The sequence below is a fragment of the Alkalithermobacter paradoxus genome (assembly GCA_002029295.1).
Classification (GTDB): domain Bacteria; phylum Bacillota; class Clostridia; order Peptostreptococcales; family Peptostreptococcaceae; genus Alkalithermobacter; species Alkalithermobacter paradoxus.
In genome coordinates, this window is sequence record MZGW01000012.1 from 22,783 (window position 1) to 40,767 (window position 17,985).

Sequence of the window (17,985 nt, forward strand, 5' to 3'; positions counted from 1 at the left end):
TTCAAGAAAAACTTTGGTTTATATATATAAGATCTTAGCAAAATAGCAGATATAAAGTTCTTGTTCCAATTTTTTAGGGATAGAGGCTTCAGGGGAAATTTTACAATGGCTGTATTGCTGGATTATAAAAATCTAATTTCTTTATAGAATTAACAGATTGGCAACAGAATTCAATTTATATTTCCTAACTAGGTTCCCTAGAAGGAAATTTAAAGAAAAGATATAATAGATGTAATATATAGGAAAATAAATTATTTGTAATTTAAGGGGGAGTGCCTATGCCTAGAATGATATGGAGTGAGTTATCACATTTACAACTTGGGAAGTACGCAGAGTATTTAATGAAGATGGAATTTTTATCCTATGGGTTTGATGTATTTAATACGGAGGTAGATGATAAAGGAGTAGATTTTGTCATTAAAAGTGGATCAGGAAAATTCTATGAGATGCAGGTTAAATCATGTAGGGATTTAAATTATGTCTTTATGAGAAAAGATAAATTTGATATTAATAACGAAAGTTTAATTCTTGTACTTGCGTTGTTTGAGGATAATAAGATGCCAGATGTATTTCTTATCCCTGCTATAGAGTGGAAAAGTCCTAATAATTTACTAAAAGATAGAGATTATGAGGATTTAAAAAGTAAACCAGAATGGGGAATAAATTTATCGCAAAAAAACTTAGGATTATTGAACCAATATAGCATTGAAATTATGATGAACAAATTTAAATAGAATTTTAGGAGGGAAAGTATAACATTTAGAAATTTTCACAGGGAAATGGATAAAAAAGGTCAATCTATAGGAGATAATAATATTATTGAATATTTTAATTGAAGGAGCCTTTTTATTATTTAGATGAAATGTATTAGGCTTATGCTACGGAAATCTCCTAAGAAGTTCTTCGGAAGAAATTTAAAAATATCAGTTTAAAGATTAGTATTATTTGTTAGTATTGATTGGAGGAATTAGAATAAAAGTGGAGAATAAATATATATATATATATATAGGGCTAAGGTCCTATATTAGTGAATACTTAATAATAAGTTAATAACTTCAATGAAAAGGCAAACTTATCGAAAGATAAGGACGCAAAGCCATGTGTCTAAAGAATTTAATTCTATGATCGACAGGCTGCCATAATGATTTGTTTTTATAACAATAATTTATAAGTTAATGGCATCTGTTTGGTACAGATGTTTTTTTATTTATTAAGGAGATGAAATAATGCATCTAAGAGAAAAGGCACAACAAAATCTATCAAGGGAATTATTTATAGAGATTAAAGTTGATGGCACTATACAGGATGTAACTTCAAATTGTGTTAATATAGTTGAGTACACAAAAGAAGAAATGATTGGCTACAATATTAAAGAAATTTTCCAAAATAATGAATTTGGTGCTATATTAGATAAAAATCAAGATTTTGAAATAAGAGAGATAACGATTAAAGATAAAAATAATAAGAATATATATATGAGTGTAAAGAGGGATTTTATTAAAGAGGATAATAGGGAGTTTATCTATTTATCCATGCTTGATATCACTAAGCATAAGGAGGAACTTAATAGAGCAAAGAGGATTGTGAGAATATTTGAAAGGTCTAATGATATAATATGTTCCTATAATTTAGAGGGAGAATATAGAATGGATTATATAAGTCCATCTATTTATAAAAATCTCGGTATGACTATAGAAGAAAATAAAGATAATCCAATGATGCCCCTAGAAGTTGTTCATCCAGACGACTATGATCTGCATTTAAAGAAATTCAAAGGTGAAGTAGATTATGATCAGTATTTTGAGACACGATTCAAACATAAAGATGGCAGATACATATGGTTTGAAGAATATATAACTCCTGTTTATGATGAAGAAGGAAAATTAGTAGCAATTGAAAGTATCGTTAGAAACATTCAAAAGAGAAAAGAATTAGAGGAAAAACTTACTTATTTAAGTTATCACGATACTTTGACAGGGGTTTATAATAGAACCTATTTTGAAAAGTATAAAAATGAATTAAATAAGGAGAAGAACAGGTCAGTGGGAGTAATTATTTGTGATTTAGACAATTTAAAACCTATTAATGATAATTTAGGTCATGAAGCAGGGGATAAATTACTCAAAGAAACAGCAAGACTAATACAAGAAAATGTAGGTGCTGATATTTTAGTTGCGAGGATCGGTGGAGACGAATTTGTAATTCTCATGGAAGATATCGAATGTAAAGAAGTTAAGGCAAGAGTAAATGCAATAATAAAATCAATTGATAATTATAATTCATGTGATCCAGAAATACCGATTCGATTATCTATGGGATATGATTATAACGAAAATTCTATTGGATGTATGGAAATGATTTTTAGAAATGCAGATAGAAATATGTATAGAGATAAACATAGTAAGAAAGTGGGATAATGTCCTAAGAAAGCACTGGTAATAAAAACTATAAAAATAGCAGGTTATATCAAAAAATCGCACTCAAGTAAGGACAGAATAAGGCAAATATGTGCGGTAATAAGTTTCAATAAAAATCCTAAGCAATTTTACTGCTTAGGATTTAATATTTAGTGAAAAGTTGCCCGATAGCCAAATGAAGCCATAATAAGATGAATAATAGCACCAAAAAGAATATGTTGGAAAAAGGAAGATTTAGTATTAGGAGTTATCTAAACACAATAAAGGTAAAAAAAGTATAGGAATAACCATGTGGGAAAAAATAGTGTTCGTAGTTTTCTCTTAAATTCCTTAGACCATTTCCCTTGAAGATGGCCAGTTAAAATATTAAATATAGTTATATAAGCAATAAGTATAATAAAAATCCATTGTATATATGTTTCAATCATCTTAATACCTCCTTAATTTATATCATTGTTATACAAAATCTTTTAATATAACTTCAAGTAATTTAAGTTGAAAGTAAAAGGCATCCTTTGGTATAAGGAAGCGGTAAAAGTTAGGATTTATAAACTGAAGGAGGATTTTAGGATGATAAATTTTGAAGAATTTAAAGTTAAAATGTTAAATGAGTTTAGAAAGGAATATGTAAATGCTTTTTTAAAGAAAGATAGTTTAGTGATAGAAGAAGGAACAATAGAAGCAACAGTTTCAATGCAGGATGCATATGAAGAATATAAATTGGCAAAGGATTTTAAATTTATTTGTGATATCTTTAAGAAAACGCTTAAAGAAGAATTTCAGAAAAGAAGGTTTAAAATAGACTATACAAAGGTATTTCCTCTTATAAAATCTAAGGATTTTGGATTGGGAGAGAGTACAAATTTTTTAAGAGATGAATTATTTTTAGATTTAAATATTCTATATGCTATGGACATGGGAGAAACCTTTAGATTTATACTAATAGATGACAAATATGATTATAGGAAATTAAAGGAAAGTGCATATAAGAATTTAGAAATGGTATCGACCGGATTAGTAAAGTTGGATAAAGACCTTGATATATATTCTGTGGCATTTCTTACGGACTATTCATCATCATTTATTTTATTAAATAGCATGAAGCAACAAATACAGAGAAAAGTAGGATCAAATCATTTATTAGCGATTCCATCTTCTACATCTTTACTTGTTGCTAGAAATAGTTACAAATATATAGATTTATTGAAAACACTAATTGGTGTTGACCCTGATCCACATAAGGTATCTAGGCATATATATAGATTTAAAGACGGACATTATGAATATGCTGAAAGAAAACAGATTTTTACAATAATAAAATAGCCCTCAGGGCTATTTTATTATTTCCTGCTTGATTAAATTTAATAGATTGATGACATGTGGAATATTTCTTTTTATATAGCGATATTCTTCTTCCGAAAGATTGGATATGGATGATATATAGTCCTCAATGATCTGTATATGATATTCACAAAAGTTATGCTGGTTAGCAAATAGAAATGAGGTAACAAGTGAATTAAGTGCCTCTTTTGCTAAGTTGCTATCTTCTACGGAAAGGGTTGAATCTACAATACATAGAAAATAGTTTATTTCTAACCTTAAAATATCTAATTCTTTCATTAATATCACTCCTCTAAATTTTTTTAAGTATTTTATTTAGAGAAGTGAGTAGAATCAAATCCTTAACTGATATTTTTTTAAAGTTATTTCAAAAATTTATGTATCCAGACTTTTACATTTGTGTTAAGAATGCTGTAAAATCAACACTTTAAGCCTCTAAAATGATATAATTTTATTATAAAAATGAAACAACATTTATTAATTTTTATAGATAAACTGGAGGGATAAATAATGAGAAAAACAATGATAAGACTTTTTATATCTAATGCAGTTGCATTAATGGTATTTTATTTAATGTATCAATTTGGAGTTTCTATGGATATTCCATTAGTAGAACAATATTTTGTAATTCCACTAGCAATTCTTATAGACTATTTAGCAAAAGAGGATTACAAAGAACTAAGAACAGTGCAACGAACAACAATTTAGATACTACATACCTAATAATCTAATGTATTTAAGAACAATTTCCCCTACAGTTGACAACTATAACTATAGGGGAAATTTTGTTTTTTAGTTAAGGGGGAATAGGAGGAAGTAAATGAGTGAGGAGTTATATGTAAGCACAACTCTTTTAAGTATTACATTATTTATACTTTGTGTAGTTGCACAAAATAAGTTTCCAGAAATGTTTGAGGAAGATGAGAATAAAAAACCAATCATTAATATAGAAGTGGATATGTCCAATCCAAGGCAGAGTACATGGTTAGTAATTATAGTTACATTGGTTCTTTTTCTGCCATTTTTAAATTGGGTTATTTCATTTATTTATGGTATTTATGTAATCTATACGGGATATATACATAGAAATGGTAGGTGAAATAGTATGGCAAAGAGGAAATTGAAATGGAACGAAGATAAGCGTCAGGAGTTTATTGAACAAGGCAGGGGCAACGGAATAGGGGCGGACTACAAGCCATGGCTAAATATCCAAGACTTTCCGAGTATGGGTAGAGTGTCAAGGGTTTTTGGATGGAAAACCAGAAGGATACATCATTTGTTTACGGATATCCAGACTAGGTATTTCTATCTATTAGAATGGGAAGATTCTGTTCAGGATATTCGGGAGCATTTTCCTCTTTTAGATGTTGATGAAGTTATTAAGAGAAAAGATGATTTGGATTTTGCACTTTTTACGGATAGAGAGAGCAAAACACCCTATGTAATATCTACTACTTTTTTAATTACAATAAAGGATAGCAATGGGGTAAGGTATTTTGCTCGAAGTATTAAGGCTCAATCTGAATTAGAAAGGAATAAATCGTTACAAAAAATGGAGATAGAAAGACGGTATTGGGAAGCAAAGGGGATAGATTGGGGAATAGTTACACAAAAAGATATACCAATTGTAATGGCAAGAAATATTGAGTGGGTCCATTCTTCACTTTTTGACTATAAAGAGAGGGGCTTTTCAGGTAAAGATATTCAGTTTATGAGTAATACCTTAATAGATATGATAGTTAGAAAAAACACAACAGTAAAAGAAATTATTTCGGACTTTGATAAAGTATATAATTATGGAGCCGGTACAGGTTTATATGTATTCAAGTATTTGATTGCTACAAAACGAATTGAAGTTGATATGACAAAGGAGATTAATATTAATAATCTAGTCATTTCATATAAAGAGAAGGGAACTTCTAAAGAGGGGGGAGGCATAATTGCTATTAGTTAATTCATTAATCAAATGGCAAAATGATGGCATTGAAGATATAACAGAAAGGATACTATGGATAGATAAATCAGCGGATATTGTTTTTGTGATTAATATTAATGTAAATAGATATCCTTATCAGAGAAGCCTTCAAGAGATTAATGGTGGAATAAAAGACGGATTCATAATTTTACTCGAATCAGATCCCCTTTACAGAGTGATAGATGAGAGTGATATTCCAGATAAGCATAGGGAAATACGGGATAAGGCATGGGAGATGATTCACAATATCATTAATTTAGAGCCACAGGTATTTATTAGTAAAGAGAGAAGAAAATTAGTTTTAAATATTTGCCAATTATATAGGGTTGATGAAAGCACTGTCTCTAACTATTTAAAGAAGTATTGGATAAGAGGAAAAGTAAAAAATGCTCTTTTGCCAGATTACCATCTGTGTGGTGGAAAAGGCAGTGATAAAGGGGTTAGTGAAATAAAGCGAGGGAGACCAAGGATAAGTGCTGGAGTTATAGGGGTTGGTGTAAATGTTGATGAAGATATAAAGAAAATATTTAGAATAGCAATCAACAAATTTTACTATACAACGGCTAAGAACTCTCTAAAGGCTGTTTATGAACTGATGCTAAAGGAGTTTTTTAGTATAGATACCAAGATTAAAAATGGTGTTGAAATGCCAATTCTAAAGCCGTTGAACGAGATTCCATCATTAAGGCAGTTTAGATACTGGTTCCAAAAGGAAAGAGATATAAAAAAAGAGATTAAGAGTAGAAGAAGTTTAAAGAAATATGAGCAAAGCCATAGAGCAATTATCGGAGATTCTACCATGGAGGCATTAGGCACAGGGAGTATTTTTCAGATAGATGCAACAATAGGAGATATTTATCTTGTTTCTCGGTTTAATAGAAACTGGATTATTGGCAGACCTGTAATTTACCAAATTATGGATGTGTTCTCTAGGATGATAGTGGGACTCTACATAGGCCTTGAGGGCCCAAGTTGGAATGGGGCTGCTATGGCTTTAGCCAATGCTGCAATGGATAAGGTGGAATTTTATAAGGAATATGGAATTGAAATATCAGAAGAAGAATTTCCATGTCATTACTTGCCAGACAGTATATTGGCAGATAGAGGCGAATTAGAGGGCTATAATATAGAAAGTCTTACAAACGCATTACATATAAAAATCTCAAATACTGGATCATATCGTAGCGAGATGAAAGCGATAATTGAGAAAAACTTCCACATAATGGAAGGTAGGGTGAAACCTTTGCTTCCTGCAATGGTGGATCAGGACGCAAAAATAAGGGGTGATAGGGACAGAAAACTAGATGCATGTTTAAATTTGCATGAGTTCACGCAGGTTATTTTGAAATGTATTTTGTATCACAATAATCACCACTATCTTACCCATTATTCCAGAGAAGAAATGATGATAGAGGATGATATAGAGCCTATTCCAATTAAACTATGGAATTGGGGAATACAAAATAGGTCGGGGAAATTAAGGTCTGTACCAGAGGATATAGTAAAACTTAACTTGATGCCCACGGGAAGTGCAACCGTCACAGCACAAGGAATTAAATTTAAAAGCATGTATTATGGGTCCAAGCAGGTTTTAAAAGAAAGATGGTTCGAGAAGGCTAGAAATTATGGCTCGTGGTCAGTTCCAGTATGCTTTGACATGAGGAACATGGATTATATCTATATTAAAGAACCAGATGGCAGGGGATTTGAAAAGTGTTTTCTCTTAGAGCATCAGAGTAAATATAAAGGTAAAAGTTTTGAGGAGATTGAGTATTTACTAGAATATGAGAAATTACAAGAGAAGAAAAATGAGGAGTTAGAATTACAGAGCAAGGTTGAATTAATAGCAGAAATAGAACATATCGTCAAAGAGGCTAAAAAAGAGGCAAATAAAGAAAAATCATCTATAGACAGTAATAATAAAAGAATGAAAAGAATTAAAATGAATAGAAAAATTGAAAAGTTAATGAATCGAGAAGATGAGGCTTTTGAGTTGGATAAAGATGAAGAAATCCCAGAATCTGAACTCATACATTTAAATGCAGATATTCAAGAGAAGAAGGAAGATAATAATGAATTAGATCTTTTAAGAAGAAAACAAAAGGAGGCTCTAAAGAAGATATATGAATAAGATAATACTTGCAAACGGAGGGGAGGCCGTAAAGGCTGACTATAAGGAACAAGTTATATTGGAATATGGAGGAAATCCCTTTATAGAGGCATTGCCTCCAATTTTTTCATCTGATGAAGTAGTTGAGAAGATTGCTATCTATCCACCCTATAATGAAAAGGAACGACAATTGGATAAACAATATAGGGTACATATCGTTCAAAGGTTATTTCAGTGTTTTCAGCCACTTATGATTCACTTAGACTTAGAAAGCAGGATTTCTAGGATTATAAGACAAGGATACTTAGCCCGTAACCCATTTGACCCAAAGTATATCAGTACATTTCAAGAAGGATATGATGCAATCCAAAATATGAACTACGATTTAAATAACAATGAGTTTTTTAGAAGCACTGGTGCAGGATTAACCATTGTTGGTATAAGCGGTATTGGGAAAACAACAGCAATTAATAGGATCATAACTATGTATCCGCAAATTATCATCCATTCTCGATATAAAGATGTAAAATTTAGTATGTATCAATTGACATGGTTAAAAATTGATTGTCCACATGATGGCTCCTTAAAAGGTTTATGTGTAGATTTCTTTCTTAAAATAGATGCTTTATTAGGAACAGATTATTATAAAAAGTTTGGGCAGAGCAGATTATCAGTCAATACTATGGTTCCAGTCATGGCACAAGTTGCTAAAAATTCGGGGCTAGGAATGCTATTAATAGACGAAGTTCAAAATCTAAGTGGAGCAAAAAGTGGTGGAGCAGATAAAATGCTAAATTTCTTTGTTAAGTTAATTAATATGGGCATACCTACCATACTTATCGGAACTCCAGCGGCGTTATCGGTATTACAATCACAGTTCAGACAGGCAAGGCGTGGTTCGGGTCAAGGAGATCTAGTGTGGGATAGATTAAAAAAGGATCAGAGTTGGGATTTGTTATTAAATGCCATATGGGATTATCAGTGGACAAGGAAAATAACTCCATTAAATAAAGAAGCAAGTGATGTTATATATGAAGAAAGTCAGGGGATTACAGATATTGCCGTTAAACTATATGCAATGAGCCAAATCCGTGCAATTATCTCTGGAAAAGAAGAAATAACCACTAACCTGATTAAACAAGTAGCAAGTGAGAATTTTAAGTTGGTCAAGCCTATGCTGGATGCATTGAGAACAGGAGATATAAAAAAGATTGCTAAATATGAGGATATTTCTACTGTTGACACGGATTTCTTGGGATTTTTAGAGAGAGAAAGAAGTAGCATAGACTTAGAAATGAAAGTAGAGGCATTAAAAAGAACTCAAAGGAAAAAAGAGCAAGAAGTAAAAATGAGTAAGAAAGAAGAAGCACTTTTAAAATTATTCGACTTAAACATTAATCCAGATAAGGCACTAAAGGCTGTTGATAAAATATTAAAAGAAGAAGGTGAGAACCTAGAGGTTAATGAAGTCATTGTAAAAGCGATTCAACAGATATCTAATATTGAGAATAAAAAAAGGAAGCCTAGAAATACAGAAAAGATCAATGAGAAGGACATCAGGATTATTGTATCAGATGGAAGAAAGAATAATCTTTCAGCCTATGAATCATTAAAAGAAAAGGGAATAATTAAGGACTATGAGTCAGATTTTTTAAAGTTGGGTGATGTAGTATGATGGCATTTTTCCCTATCCTCCATGAAGATGAACTCCTGTATAGTATACTGGCTAGATATCGTGTTTATAGTGGAAATGTAAGTTTAAAGTCTACTTTAGATGATATATATGGTCATAGAAATGTTACTGCTGTAATGGACTTACCTTCTAACATAAATAGAATTATTGCAAATATGCCATTAGGCAACCATTATGATGCAAATGAATTAATACAAAAGCATACTCTATATCCTTTCTATGCTGCTTTTATTCCGCCTAAAAGAGCAAGTGAAATCAAAGATTATATGAAGGGAGATAAAGGTGGTAGCATATATAATAAAATTGGTCTAATGGCAAGTTCTATTACATTAAACGAATACTTTAAATTCTGTCCGGAATGTTTAAAAGAAGATCGAGAAAGATTCGGGGAGTTATATTGGCACCGAGTACATCAGATTTTCGGTGTATTTGTATGTCCCAAGCATAAGGTGTTATTACAAGATAGTAAAATACCAGTAAGAGGATTTAATAAACATGAGTATGTGGCAGCCACAGTAAATAATTGTAACAACAGCAGGGGGATGACAAATATAACTGATGATATGCTCCAAAAATTAAATCTGATTGCACAAGATATAGAGGCTCTACTTAATAGTGAACATGAGAATAAAGAAATAGAATGGTTTAGAGATCAATATGCAAATATTCTTATGGAGAAAGGGTTAGCAAATGTAAATGGAAAGATAAAGCAGAAGGAGTTATTAACAAGTTTTGTGGACTATTACGGGGATAAACTGTTGGTACTATTGCAATCTTATATAGATATACACAGTGATCAGAATTGGTTATCAGATTTAGTAAGACGAAAGAATAAAACAAGTCATTCTATAAGACATTTACTATTTATCAGATTTTTAGGTATTACAATAAATGATTTGTTCAATAAAAAAATAGAGTATAAGCCATTTGGAGAGGGGCCTTGGCCTTGTTTAAATGTAGCAGCCACCCATTATTTAAAAGATGCTATTGTTGATGTAAATATAAAACATAATGCTGACTCTAAAAAACCACTTGGTACTTTTAGATGTTCCTGTGGCTTCATCTATTCGAGAACTGGTCCTGATATAAAAAATGATGCTAGATACAAGATTAGCAAAGTAAAGGTTTATGGACCTATTTGGGAACAAAAATTAAAAGAACTAGCAGAAAAGAAATTAAGTTTAAGAGAGACTGCTCGGCAATTAAATGTAGATCCTGCAACCATAAAGAAATATGTTGATAAACTAGATATTAGAACTTACTGGGAGAATAGGACTGTTGAGAATATAAAAGATGATAAGGTGAGAGATGTAACAGTGATAGATGAAAATAACTTGCAGTTAAAACAGAATGAATGGCTAAGCCTTAAAAAGAAATATCCTAGTAAAAGTAGAACTGAATTACGAAAATTGAATCCCGCACTATATTCATGGCTATACAGAAACTGCAAGGAATGGATGGAAAAGAATTCACCAATAAAACAAGGACCATCAAGTGTTACTTCAAGGATTAATTGGCAAGAAAGAGACAATGAAATTCTATTAAGGGTAACGGAAGTAGTTGAAGAAATTATGAATTCTGAAGAAAAGCCAGAGCGAATTACAATAAGCCTAGTCGGGAGTAAATTAGGGATAAGATCTTTAATAGAAAAGCATCTTAGTAAACTACCAAGAACAAAAAAATGTTTAGAGGAAAACATTGAGAGTACAAAAGATTTTCAAATTAGAAGGATTGAATGGGCTATTAAAGAACTTAAATTACAAGGGAAAGAATTGAAGTCTTGGGTGATCTTCAGAACGGCTGGTATCAGGACAGAATATCAAGGATATTTAATACAGGAAGTTGAAGAACGAATACGGTAGAAGAATCTTGATGTAGGTAATAGGTATGATTGATAACCTTTACTTATATTACGATTCTTTATTTTTAGAAAAAAAAGAAAAATCTATGTGGAAATAGTTGACAACTGAACATATGTTTGATACTATATGTTGTGTTATGAAGGATTAGATAAAACTATATGTTGTGAATTGAGAAAAATAAAAGCGAAACAATAGATAATAAACTGGAAAAAGAAATGAGAAATAATCGGAATTAATATTAATTAAAGAACAAGAAAAAATCAAGTTTAAGGAGGTATATCTATAGAAACAACTAAAAGTGATATAATGCATATAAGAATAAAGGACTAGAGAAACGGATGCAGACATAACAGTTTTACAATGAAAATTATTATAATTCTTGTTTAAAATATTGATTAGTGAAGGAGGCCTTAAAATGGCACAAATACAAAAACAATTTGAAGATTTTCATGATGAAATTAAATTAAAAAGATTTGATGAAAATGCTACATTAAGAGAAAAAAGAGACATTATCATTAAAAAGATAGAAGATGGATTAGATGATAAATTTAAGGATGACGAAAATGGAGTTCCAAGCGTTGAGTTTATTGATCAAGGAAGTTATGCTGTTGATTTAGGTATTATCCCTGAAGATGGAGATTATGATATTGATGAAGGTGCAATATTTGACTTGTACATAGAAGATTATAGTGATCCAACAGAGTTGAAAAAATGGATTAAAGAAATTATGGAAGGGCATACCTTAACACCACCTAAGATAAAAAACCCATGCGTTACTATAACTTATTCCCAAGATGAAGAACCAATTTACCATGTAGATATACCGGTCTATGCAAAATCAAAAAATGATAGTGAGTTATATATTGCGTGGGGTAAAGAACATTCAAATAATGAAAATAAGTATTGGGACCCTGCTGATCCAAAAGGTTTAAATGAACATATTAAAAATAGATTTTCAGGAGATGATAAGAAGCAGTTTAAACGAATTGTTCGATATTTGAAAAAGTGGAAAGATGTATGCTTTAAGAGTAGTAGAAATTCAAGACCTCCTAGTGTTGGAATTACCATTGCTGCATGTGAAATGTTTAATCCGCATACAGAATATAATTCATTGTCAGGAAAAACAGAATATGTTGATTTAAAGGCACTAAAAAACTTTGTATGGAATTTAAAAAACAAGTTTACATGTGAATGGGATTCGGAGAGGGAAGAATATTTATATTCAATCTATCTTGAGTTGCCTGTTACACCTAAAAAAGATATCTTTAGTAAAATGTCAAAATTACAAATGACAGATTTCTATAATGAGTTGGATGAATTATATGATGCTCTAGTAAAGGCTGAAGCAGATAGTGATCCTCATACAGCATGTAAATTATTAGTAGATTATTTTGGTAGTAAGTTCCCTGTTCCTGAAGCAAAGGAGAGTAGATACCAAGTAGGTAAATCTAATTCACCTTCATCATTTTCCGCATAAAGGGTGATATGTAAGATGAATCAAAGGCTAAAAGAATTGTTAGAAGTAAAGACATACATCAATGATGTTATTGAGGATGACAAGGATAATAGATTTAAAGTTCTTTTTAAGTTAAGAAATAAATATGAGATTCCACTAATAATTACATTTGATGATTATTTTCCAGTGACATTACCACAAATTAGAATTGATACTACACGCTTTCATATTCCTAAGAAGCCACATATTCTAAAGAGTGGATCAATATGCTATTTGGACAAGGAGGGTATCGTCTGGAATAGTGACCCCAGTGTAGCATTAGATCTAGTTTTTGAACGGGTGGAAGATGTTCTGCAAGAAAATGATGAGCAGATTGAATACCATAGAGAGTTTAATTATTACTTTGCAACTTTAAAGGATTTGGAACAGGCTATTTCTTTTTACGAGCAGGGAGATAACATTGAAGAAATAAGTTTATATACTGGAAAAAGAGATCAGCCTATGGCATTTTTTAGAGGAGACAAAGAATCTAAAGTAACACTAGAAAACTTAACAGGAAAAAAGTCAACAGGACTAATACATAGTAAAGCATTATTTATTCCGCTAGATAAGCCATATAATGGTGCAGTACCTCAAGGGGAAGATTTCTGGAGTGTAGACGACATTGCTAACTTACTCAAAGAAAATCTTTCATCAGAGAAAATAGAAAAATTAGAAGCATTTTCTACCAATAAGAAAAACTATTATTATCTGTTAGAGATTCCACTGATGACAGGTAACAAAGTAACAATTGGGTTATGGTATAGAAAGATAAAAACTCGAAGCATAAGATCTAATCCTATTATAAAACCTGATTCATGTGAAGAATTTAAAATATACCCTATATATATTTATCGGAATGATAACCATTCCTTGGTTGAAAGAGGTGGTGGAATCATGAGTAATAATAGGGTGCTAATCATTGGGTGTGGGTCAGTAGGTAGTGATGTACTTTTTTCTTTAGCAAGATCTGGATTAAAAAATTTTACGATTGTTGATTATGATAAATTAGATATGGAAAATTCATATAGGCATTTCTTAGGAATGAATAAAGCGTTTGAATATAAGAAAAAGGTTGTTTTACTAAAAGAAGAAATAGAAAGCAGGTATCCAAGTACAAGAATTGAAGCAATAGACAAAGATATATTAGAATTGCTTAAGGATAAGACTATTGATTTCAATGATTATACTTTAATTTTAATTGCTATTGGTGACCCCAATATTGAAAGGTACTTGCACAAATTAATATTAGAAACGGATACTCCTGCAATTTTCACATGGGTAGAAGCCTATGGATTAGGTGGTCATGCTTTATTAGTGAATAATGGTGATAAAGGCTGTTATGAATGCTTAATTGATGAAGAATTAAATAACTCTGCAGCACTTGCAGGTAAAAGTGATAAGCCATATACTAAGAATATAAATGGATGTTCTGGAACTTTTACACCTTATGGCGGACTCGATTCTATGCAAACTGCTCTAATTGCTTCCCGACTTGCTTTAAAGGTAATCAAAAGTGAAATAAAGGATAATCCTTTGGTTTCATGGAAAGGTAGTTCAGAAGAATTTAGGAAAAACGGGTATGAAACATCTCCTAGGTATGAAAAAAGTTTAGATGATCTTCAGAAAGAAAACACTGACTATATACGGAGCAACTGTATGTGTTGTTTAGAGGGAAGAATTAAAGATGATAATTGATATTGGCAATAAAAAGATAAAAATTAATAATGATACTTTAATACCTATCTATGATTACCGACAAATAAGGCCCAATGATTGTGAAGCCGGTGGAATGCTAATAGGATCAATTATAAGAAATTCTAATGATATCGTTATAGAAGATCTGACACTACCAATAAAAGAGGATATCCGTTCTAGGGTTAAATATGTCCGTAGTGAAAAGCATAATGAGTTGCTTGAACAAAAATGGATAGAGAGCCAGTATACTAAGATGTACTTTGGAGAGTGGCATACCCACCCCCAGAACAATCCTTTTCCATCATCACAAGACATTATAAATTGGATGAACTTAATGAAGAAATCAAAAACAGAGGCAGAAATATTAGTATTTCTCATAGCAGGAAATTCGTCTTTTAAAGTATGGATAGGAGATAGAAAAAGAAAAACAATCCATCAAATTTATGGGGGTGATTATAGTGAATTTAAAATGGTTAGATGAAATAATAAATATAGTTAAACAAGATACCGGTAAAGGTGTTGTCTTGATAGGAATTTTACTCATAATAGCCTTTATTATTTCTATTTTAGCGATTCTTACATATAGGAAAAACAAGTTTTTACAGAGACTTATAAACTATATTCCTTTTATACAAAAAGAGTTTGTATTGATCGGTAACTTTTCAAAAAAGGAAGGAAAAATAAACGATATAACAAACAACTACTTGGAATCAGGATGTAAGGTTTTTAAACTGGAAACTTATAAAGAATTTGCAGAGGATGGAACCATTACAAAAGATAACCTTGAAAGAGTGATCAAGAAGCAGCAGAAAACAATAGATGATGCAAAAAAAATAATGAAGAATAAAAACTCATTCATATACATAGGGTTTCCTCATGTTCCTTTAGGATTCTTAGATGGCATTAATTTTACAGATATAGATGAACCAATATTATATGAGTATCAAGGTATGGACTCTGAATGCTTAGGGAGAGGATTTTTTGAATTAAAACGGATATATAATTCAGCACTTGACTTGCTAGATAATATTGGAGATAGGGCAACAATAGAAAATGAAATTGCATTAAAAATTGAGCAGTCCTTTAAAATTAATGATGGTGATATTAGAAAAGTTATAAATGTACCTTCTATTATATCCTTTGGACCTGAAACACCGGGGAGATGGAAAATAACTAATTATGCTCAAATAGATAAGTATCAGCGAGAATTTGAAAGAGTTCTTAGTGAATTAAAAAATAAAGGAGTAGAAAAAATACATCTATTTGCCACAACACCTGTCGCATTGAGTTTTAGTTTAGGCAGAGTGATCAAGCACTATCACCCGGAAGTTGTAATTTACAACTATAACAATGGTATATTTGATTGGGGAGTAAATCTTAGAAGTAAAGAAGTGATATTTAAATAATGATGTAATAAGTCTTAGGATTTACCTTTCAGGTAAATGTTCAGGGGGAGTTTTTATGGACAAGGAGAAATTTAATAGGTACAAAGCATATATAGATAAAGACAATCTATTACGGATAGAATATATATTTGAAAAAGATGAGTGTGAAATAACTAAAAGGTTTATTAAAGATGTATTCGATTTAGATACGGACAAGATGAGTTTCTCCGAGATTCATGAGTTTTTAAGTTCCATATTTAAGTATAGAAATATAAATTTTCCTAAAAATGAAATGGATTTTTATATTACTGTATATAAAAAGATAATCTTTTTAGAAGGGCTTCCAAGGGATGAATATAAAATATTAAATGATAAAATCAACAGACTATATATAAAAATTGATGAAATCATGAGTAAAATTGAGATTAGAAAAAGTAATCTGAAAGAAGAATATGATAAACATAAAGAAAGATTAGCAGATATTAATAATAGAATAGAAAGATTACGAAAAGAATTTAAACCCTATATAGAAGAAGTTAGGGAGAAAGAATTAATAACAACTAGATTATTACCTTATATAGAATACCAAAACAAAAAATGTGATCACTACAATAAAATGTTAGAAAATGAAAGATTAGATTTGCAGAAAGTTAATATAAAATCTAAAGCATTATCTAATTGTAATAAAATAAGATCAGATGAAAGCGATACTTTTAAATATTTCTTATCACCTATTGAAGATAGTGAAGAATTATTTTTACCAGAGTGTGATTATAGTATTTCAATAAAATTTTATAAGGAATTAAAAGGTTTATTAGAGAAATATGATTCGTTGTACTACCAAGAGAAACAAGATGAGATTAATCAATTATTGGCTAATTATAAGTATAAATCAGATATAATTGAGAAAGTTAAAAAGGATAACATCCATAATTATATAAAATTTATTGCCACTTATATTGAAGAAAAAAATGTTTGCGGCTATATTTTAGAAAATACAAATAATAACCATGTTATCTATAGAAGAAAGGAAGTAATAAAAACTGCTATAGATTGTTATAAGGAGAAGAATTACTTATCCTTTATAAGTATAATTGCTACACAAATAGAAGGAATATTCTATGACTATTGTTTTGAAATGGGTATCCAACCGGATGGAATAAACTCATTTACTTTAAATACTAAATTAAATATGCTAAATGAAAAAATTCGCTTCAATGCATATGAGTATTTTGCTTTTGATTTTCCGTTAATAAGGAATATGGTCGCACATGGTTTATTGATGGATGATGAACATGTTGCGAAAACGGCACATGAAGTTTTGTTGGATTTGCAATTTCTTGTTTTTGATATAAAAACAAATGAAAAGATACCCTACAATAAGCCACTAAAGTTTTTTAGCATGTTTGATACAGACAAGAATATATATTTAACGGTTTCTAAACTATGCAAAACAAATCCTAATGATGAATGTATGTATAGATATCTATATGATAAAGATTATAAAAATAATTTAGAATGGCTATTTAATCCAATGTACAAAAGCATAATTGAATTTTATGGCTTACTAGATCAAGTGGAAAAGGTTCATAATTATTTAATAGGCAATAAATTTTGGGTTTTCTTAGAAACAAGGTTAAATGGAATATTAAATAAAGAAATAATAGTGCAATGGGATAATATATTACAAGTTATGATATGTTACTATAAAAACCATAGTAGTTATAAGTCTACATTTAATGAAATAGTGAGAGTAAAGAAGATATTGAGTAATAAAATGAGTACTAAACTATACTGAAGTAACTAATTGTCCATTAATAAAATAATTTATTGACTTGTTTTATTCTGCTTTTTTCTTGGAACTTACTGCTTTAAACTATCTATGTACACTCCAAAAAAAGTTCACCTAGTGACAATAAAGTCCACCTAGAACAAAAAAAGTTGACCTAAAAATCATGGGCAGATATCAGTTTTTGAGACTGAATCTTCCATGATTTTTTTATTAGCAG

Annotated in this window: 15 protein-coding genes and 1 riboswitch; of the genes, 14 read left to right on the forward strand and 1 reads right to left on the reverse strand. The window is 30.4% G+C overall.

The window, feature by feature from the left end; translation table 11 throughout:
- Positions 1-278: 278 nt before the first annotated feature.
- The 3 genes from CLOTH_RS09785 (at position 279) to CLOTH_RS09795 (ending at position 3,740) form a co-directional block, all read left to right on the forward strand.
- Positions 279-734, forward strand: coding sequence for a hypothetical protein (locus CLOTH_RS09785; RefSeq protein WP_079413581.1), 456 nt, complete (start codon positions 279-281; stop codon positions 732-734).
- 321 nt (positions 735-1,055) lie between these two features.
- Positions 1,056-1,141, forward strand: a riboswitch (cyclic di-GMP riboswitch).
- Between the two features lie 85 nt (positions 1,142-1,226).
- Complete coding sequence (locus CLOTH_RS09790) at positions 1,227-2,417, forward strand: sensor domain-containing diguanylate cyclase (RefSeq protein WP_079413583.1); 1,191 nt, start codon at positions 1,227-1,229, stop codon at positions 2,415-2,417.
- 570 nt (positions 2,418-2,987) lie between these two features.
- The gene (locus CLOTH_RS09795) at positions 2,988-3,740 is read left to right on the forward strand and encodes a DUF1444 family protein (protein ID WP_079413585.1); all 753 of its coding nucleotides are present in this window, start codon (positions 2,988-2,990) and stop codon (positions 3,738-3,740) included.
- 9 nt (positions 3,741-3,749) lie between these two features.
- Here the strand turns inward: CLOTH_RS09795 and CLOTH_RS09800 are convergent, their stop codons facing one another.
- Complete coding sequence (locus CLOTH_RS09800; protein WP_079413587.1) at positions 3,750-4,037, reverse strand: hypothetical protein; 288 nt, start codon at positions 4,035-4,037, stop codon at positions 3,750-3,752.
- A 231-nt stretch (positions 4,038-4,268) separates the two neighbouring features.
- Here CLOTH_RS09800 and CLOTH_RS09805 point away from each other — a divergent pair, with 231 nt between their 5' ends.
- From CLOTH_RS09805 to CLOTH_RS09855, 11 genes are all read left to right on the forward strand, one after another.
- Positions 4,269-4,466 carry a hypothetical protein gene (locus tag CLOTH_RS09805; protein WP_079413589.1) on the forward strand — a complete coding sequence of 66 codons (198 nt, stop codon included), beginning with the start codon at positions 4,269-4,271 and terminating at the stop codon, positions 4,464-4,466.
- A gap of 112 nt (positions 4,467-4,578) precedes the next feature.
- Positions 4,579-4,857 (forward strand): hypothetical protein, encoded by a 279-nt coding sequence (locus tag CLOTH_RS09810; protein ID WP_079413591.1) that lies wholly within the window; start codon positions 4,579-4,581, stop codon positions 4,855-4,857.
- A 6-nt stretch (positions 4,858-4,863) separates the two neighbouring features.
- A complete protein-coding gene (locus tag CLOTH_RS09815; protein WP_079413593.1) occupies positions 4,864-5,712 on the forward strand; it encodes a TnsA endonuclease C-terminal domain-containing protein in 849 nt (282 codons plus the stop codon).
- A complete protein-coding gene (locus tag CLOTH_RS09820; RefSeq protein ID WP_079413595.1) occupies positions 5,699-7,864 on the forward strand; it encodes a Mu transposase C-terminal domain-containing protein in 2,166 nt (721 codons plus the stop codon). Before CLOTH_RS09815 ends, CLOTH_RS09820 begins: the two co-directional genes overlap by 14 nt.
- Positions 7,857-9,518: an ATP-binding protein gene (locus CLOTH_RS09825; RefSeq protein WP_079413597.1), complete on the forward strand. Its 1,662-nt coding sequence runs from the start codon at positions 7,857-7,859 to the stop codon at positions 9,516-9,518. Before CLOTH_RS09820 ends, CLOTH_RS09825 begins: the two co-directional genes overlap by 8 nt.
- On the forward strand, positions 9,515-11,398 hold the full coding sequence (locus CLOTH_RS09830) for a TnsD family Tn7-like transposition protein (RefSeq protein ID WP_079413599.1): 1,884 nt from the start codon (positions 9,515-9,517) through the stop codon (positions 11,396-11,398). Before CLOTH_RS09825 ends, CLOTH_RS09830 begins: the two co-directional genes overlap by 4 nt.
- 415 nt (positions 11,399-11,813) lie before the next feature.
- Positions 11,814-12,875: a cyclic GMP-AMP synthase DncV-like nucleotidyltransferase gene (locus CLOTH_RS09835; protein WP_079413601.1), complete on the forward strand. Its 1,062-nt coding sequence runs from the start codon at positions 11,814-11,816 to the stop codon at positions 12,873-12,875.
- 15 nt (positions 12,876-12,890) lie between these two features.
- Positions 12,891-14,591, forward strand: a complete 1,701-nt coding sequence (locus CLOTH_RS09840; RefSeq protein ID WP_079413603.1) for a ThiF family adenylyltransferase — start codon at positions 12,891-12,893, stop codon at positions 14,589-14,591.
- Positions 14,581-15,072, forward strand: coding sequence for a Mov34/MPN/PAD-1 family protein (locus CLOTH_RS09845; RefSeq protein ID WP_079413605.1), 492 nt, complete (start codon positions 14,581-14,583; stop codon positions 15,070-15,072). Before CLOTH_RS09840 ends, CLOTH_RS09845 begins: the two co-directional genes overlap by 11 nt.
- Positions 15,050-15,997: an SAVED domain-containing protein gene (locus CLOTH_RS09850; RefSeq protein ID WP_079413607.1), complete on the forward strand. Its 948-nt coding sequence runs from the start codon at positions 15,050-15,052 to the stop codon at positions 15,995-15,997. Before CLOTH_RS09845 ends, CLOTH_RS09850 begins: the two co-directional genes overlap by 23 nt.
- Before the next feature lie 55 nt (positions 15,998-16,052).
- Positions 16,053-17,774: a hypothetical protein gene (locus CLOTH_RS09855; protein WP_079413609.1), complete on the forward strand. Its 1,722-nt coding sequence runs from the start codon at positions 16,053-16,055 to the stop codon at positions 17,772-17,774.
- Positions 17,775-17,985 lie beyond the last annotated feature (211 nt).

Coding starts and splice junctions, on each gene's coding strand:
- CLOTH_RS09785 (WP_079413581.1), top strand. CDS start 279: ATGCCTAGAATGATATGGAGTGAGTTATCACATTTACAACTTGGGAAG.
- CLOTH_RS09790 (WP_079413583.1), top strand. CDS start 1,227: ATGCATCTAAGAGAAAAGGCACAACAAAATCTATCAAGGGAATTATTT.
- CLOTH_RS09795 (WP_079413585.1), top strand. CDS start 2,988: ATGATAAATTTTGAAGAATTTAAAGTTAAAATGTTAAATGAGTTTAGA.
- CLOTH_RS09800 (WP_079413587.1), bottom strand. CDS start 4,037: ATGAAAGAATTAGATATTTTAAGGTTAGAAATAAACTATTTTCTATGT.
- CLOTH_RS09805 (WP_079413589.1), top strand. CDS start 4,269: ATGAGAAAAACAATGATAAGACTTTTTATATCTAATGCAGTTGCATTA.
- CLOTH_RS09810 (WP_079413591.1), top strand. CDS start 4,579: ATGAGTGAGGAGTTATATGTAAGCACAACTCTTTTAAGTATTACATTA.
- CLOTH_RS09815 (WP_079413593.1), top strand. CDS start 4,864: ATGGCAAAGAGGAAATTGAAATGGAACGAAGATAAGCGTCAGGAGTTT.
- CLOTH_RS09825 (WP_079413597.1), top strand. CDS start 7,857: ATGAATAAGATAATACTTGCAAACGGAGGGGAGGCCGTAAAGGCTGAC.
- CLOTH_RS09830 (WP_079413599.1), top strand. CDS start 9,515: ATGATGGCATTTTTCCCTATCCTCCATGAAGATGAACTCCTGTATAGT.
- CLOTH_RS09835 (WP_079413601.1), top strand. CDS start 11,814: ATGGCACAAATACAAAAACAATTTGAAGATTTTCATGATGAAATTAAA.
- CLOTH_RS09840 (WP_079413603.1), top strand. CDS start 12,891: ATGAATCAAAGGCTAAAAGAATTGTTAGAAGTAAAGACATACATCAAT.
- CLOTH_RS09845 (WP_079413605.1), top strand. CDS start 14,581: ATGATAATTGATATTGGCAATAAAAAGATAAAAATTAATAATGATACT.
- CLOTH_RS09855 (WP_079413609.1), top strand. CDS start 16,053: ATGGACAAGGAGAAATTTAATAGGTACAAAGCATATATAGATAAAGAC.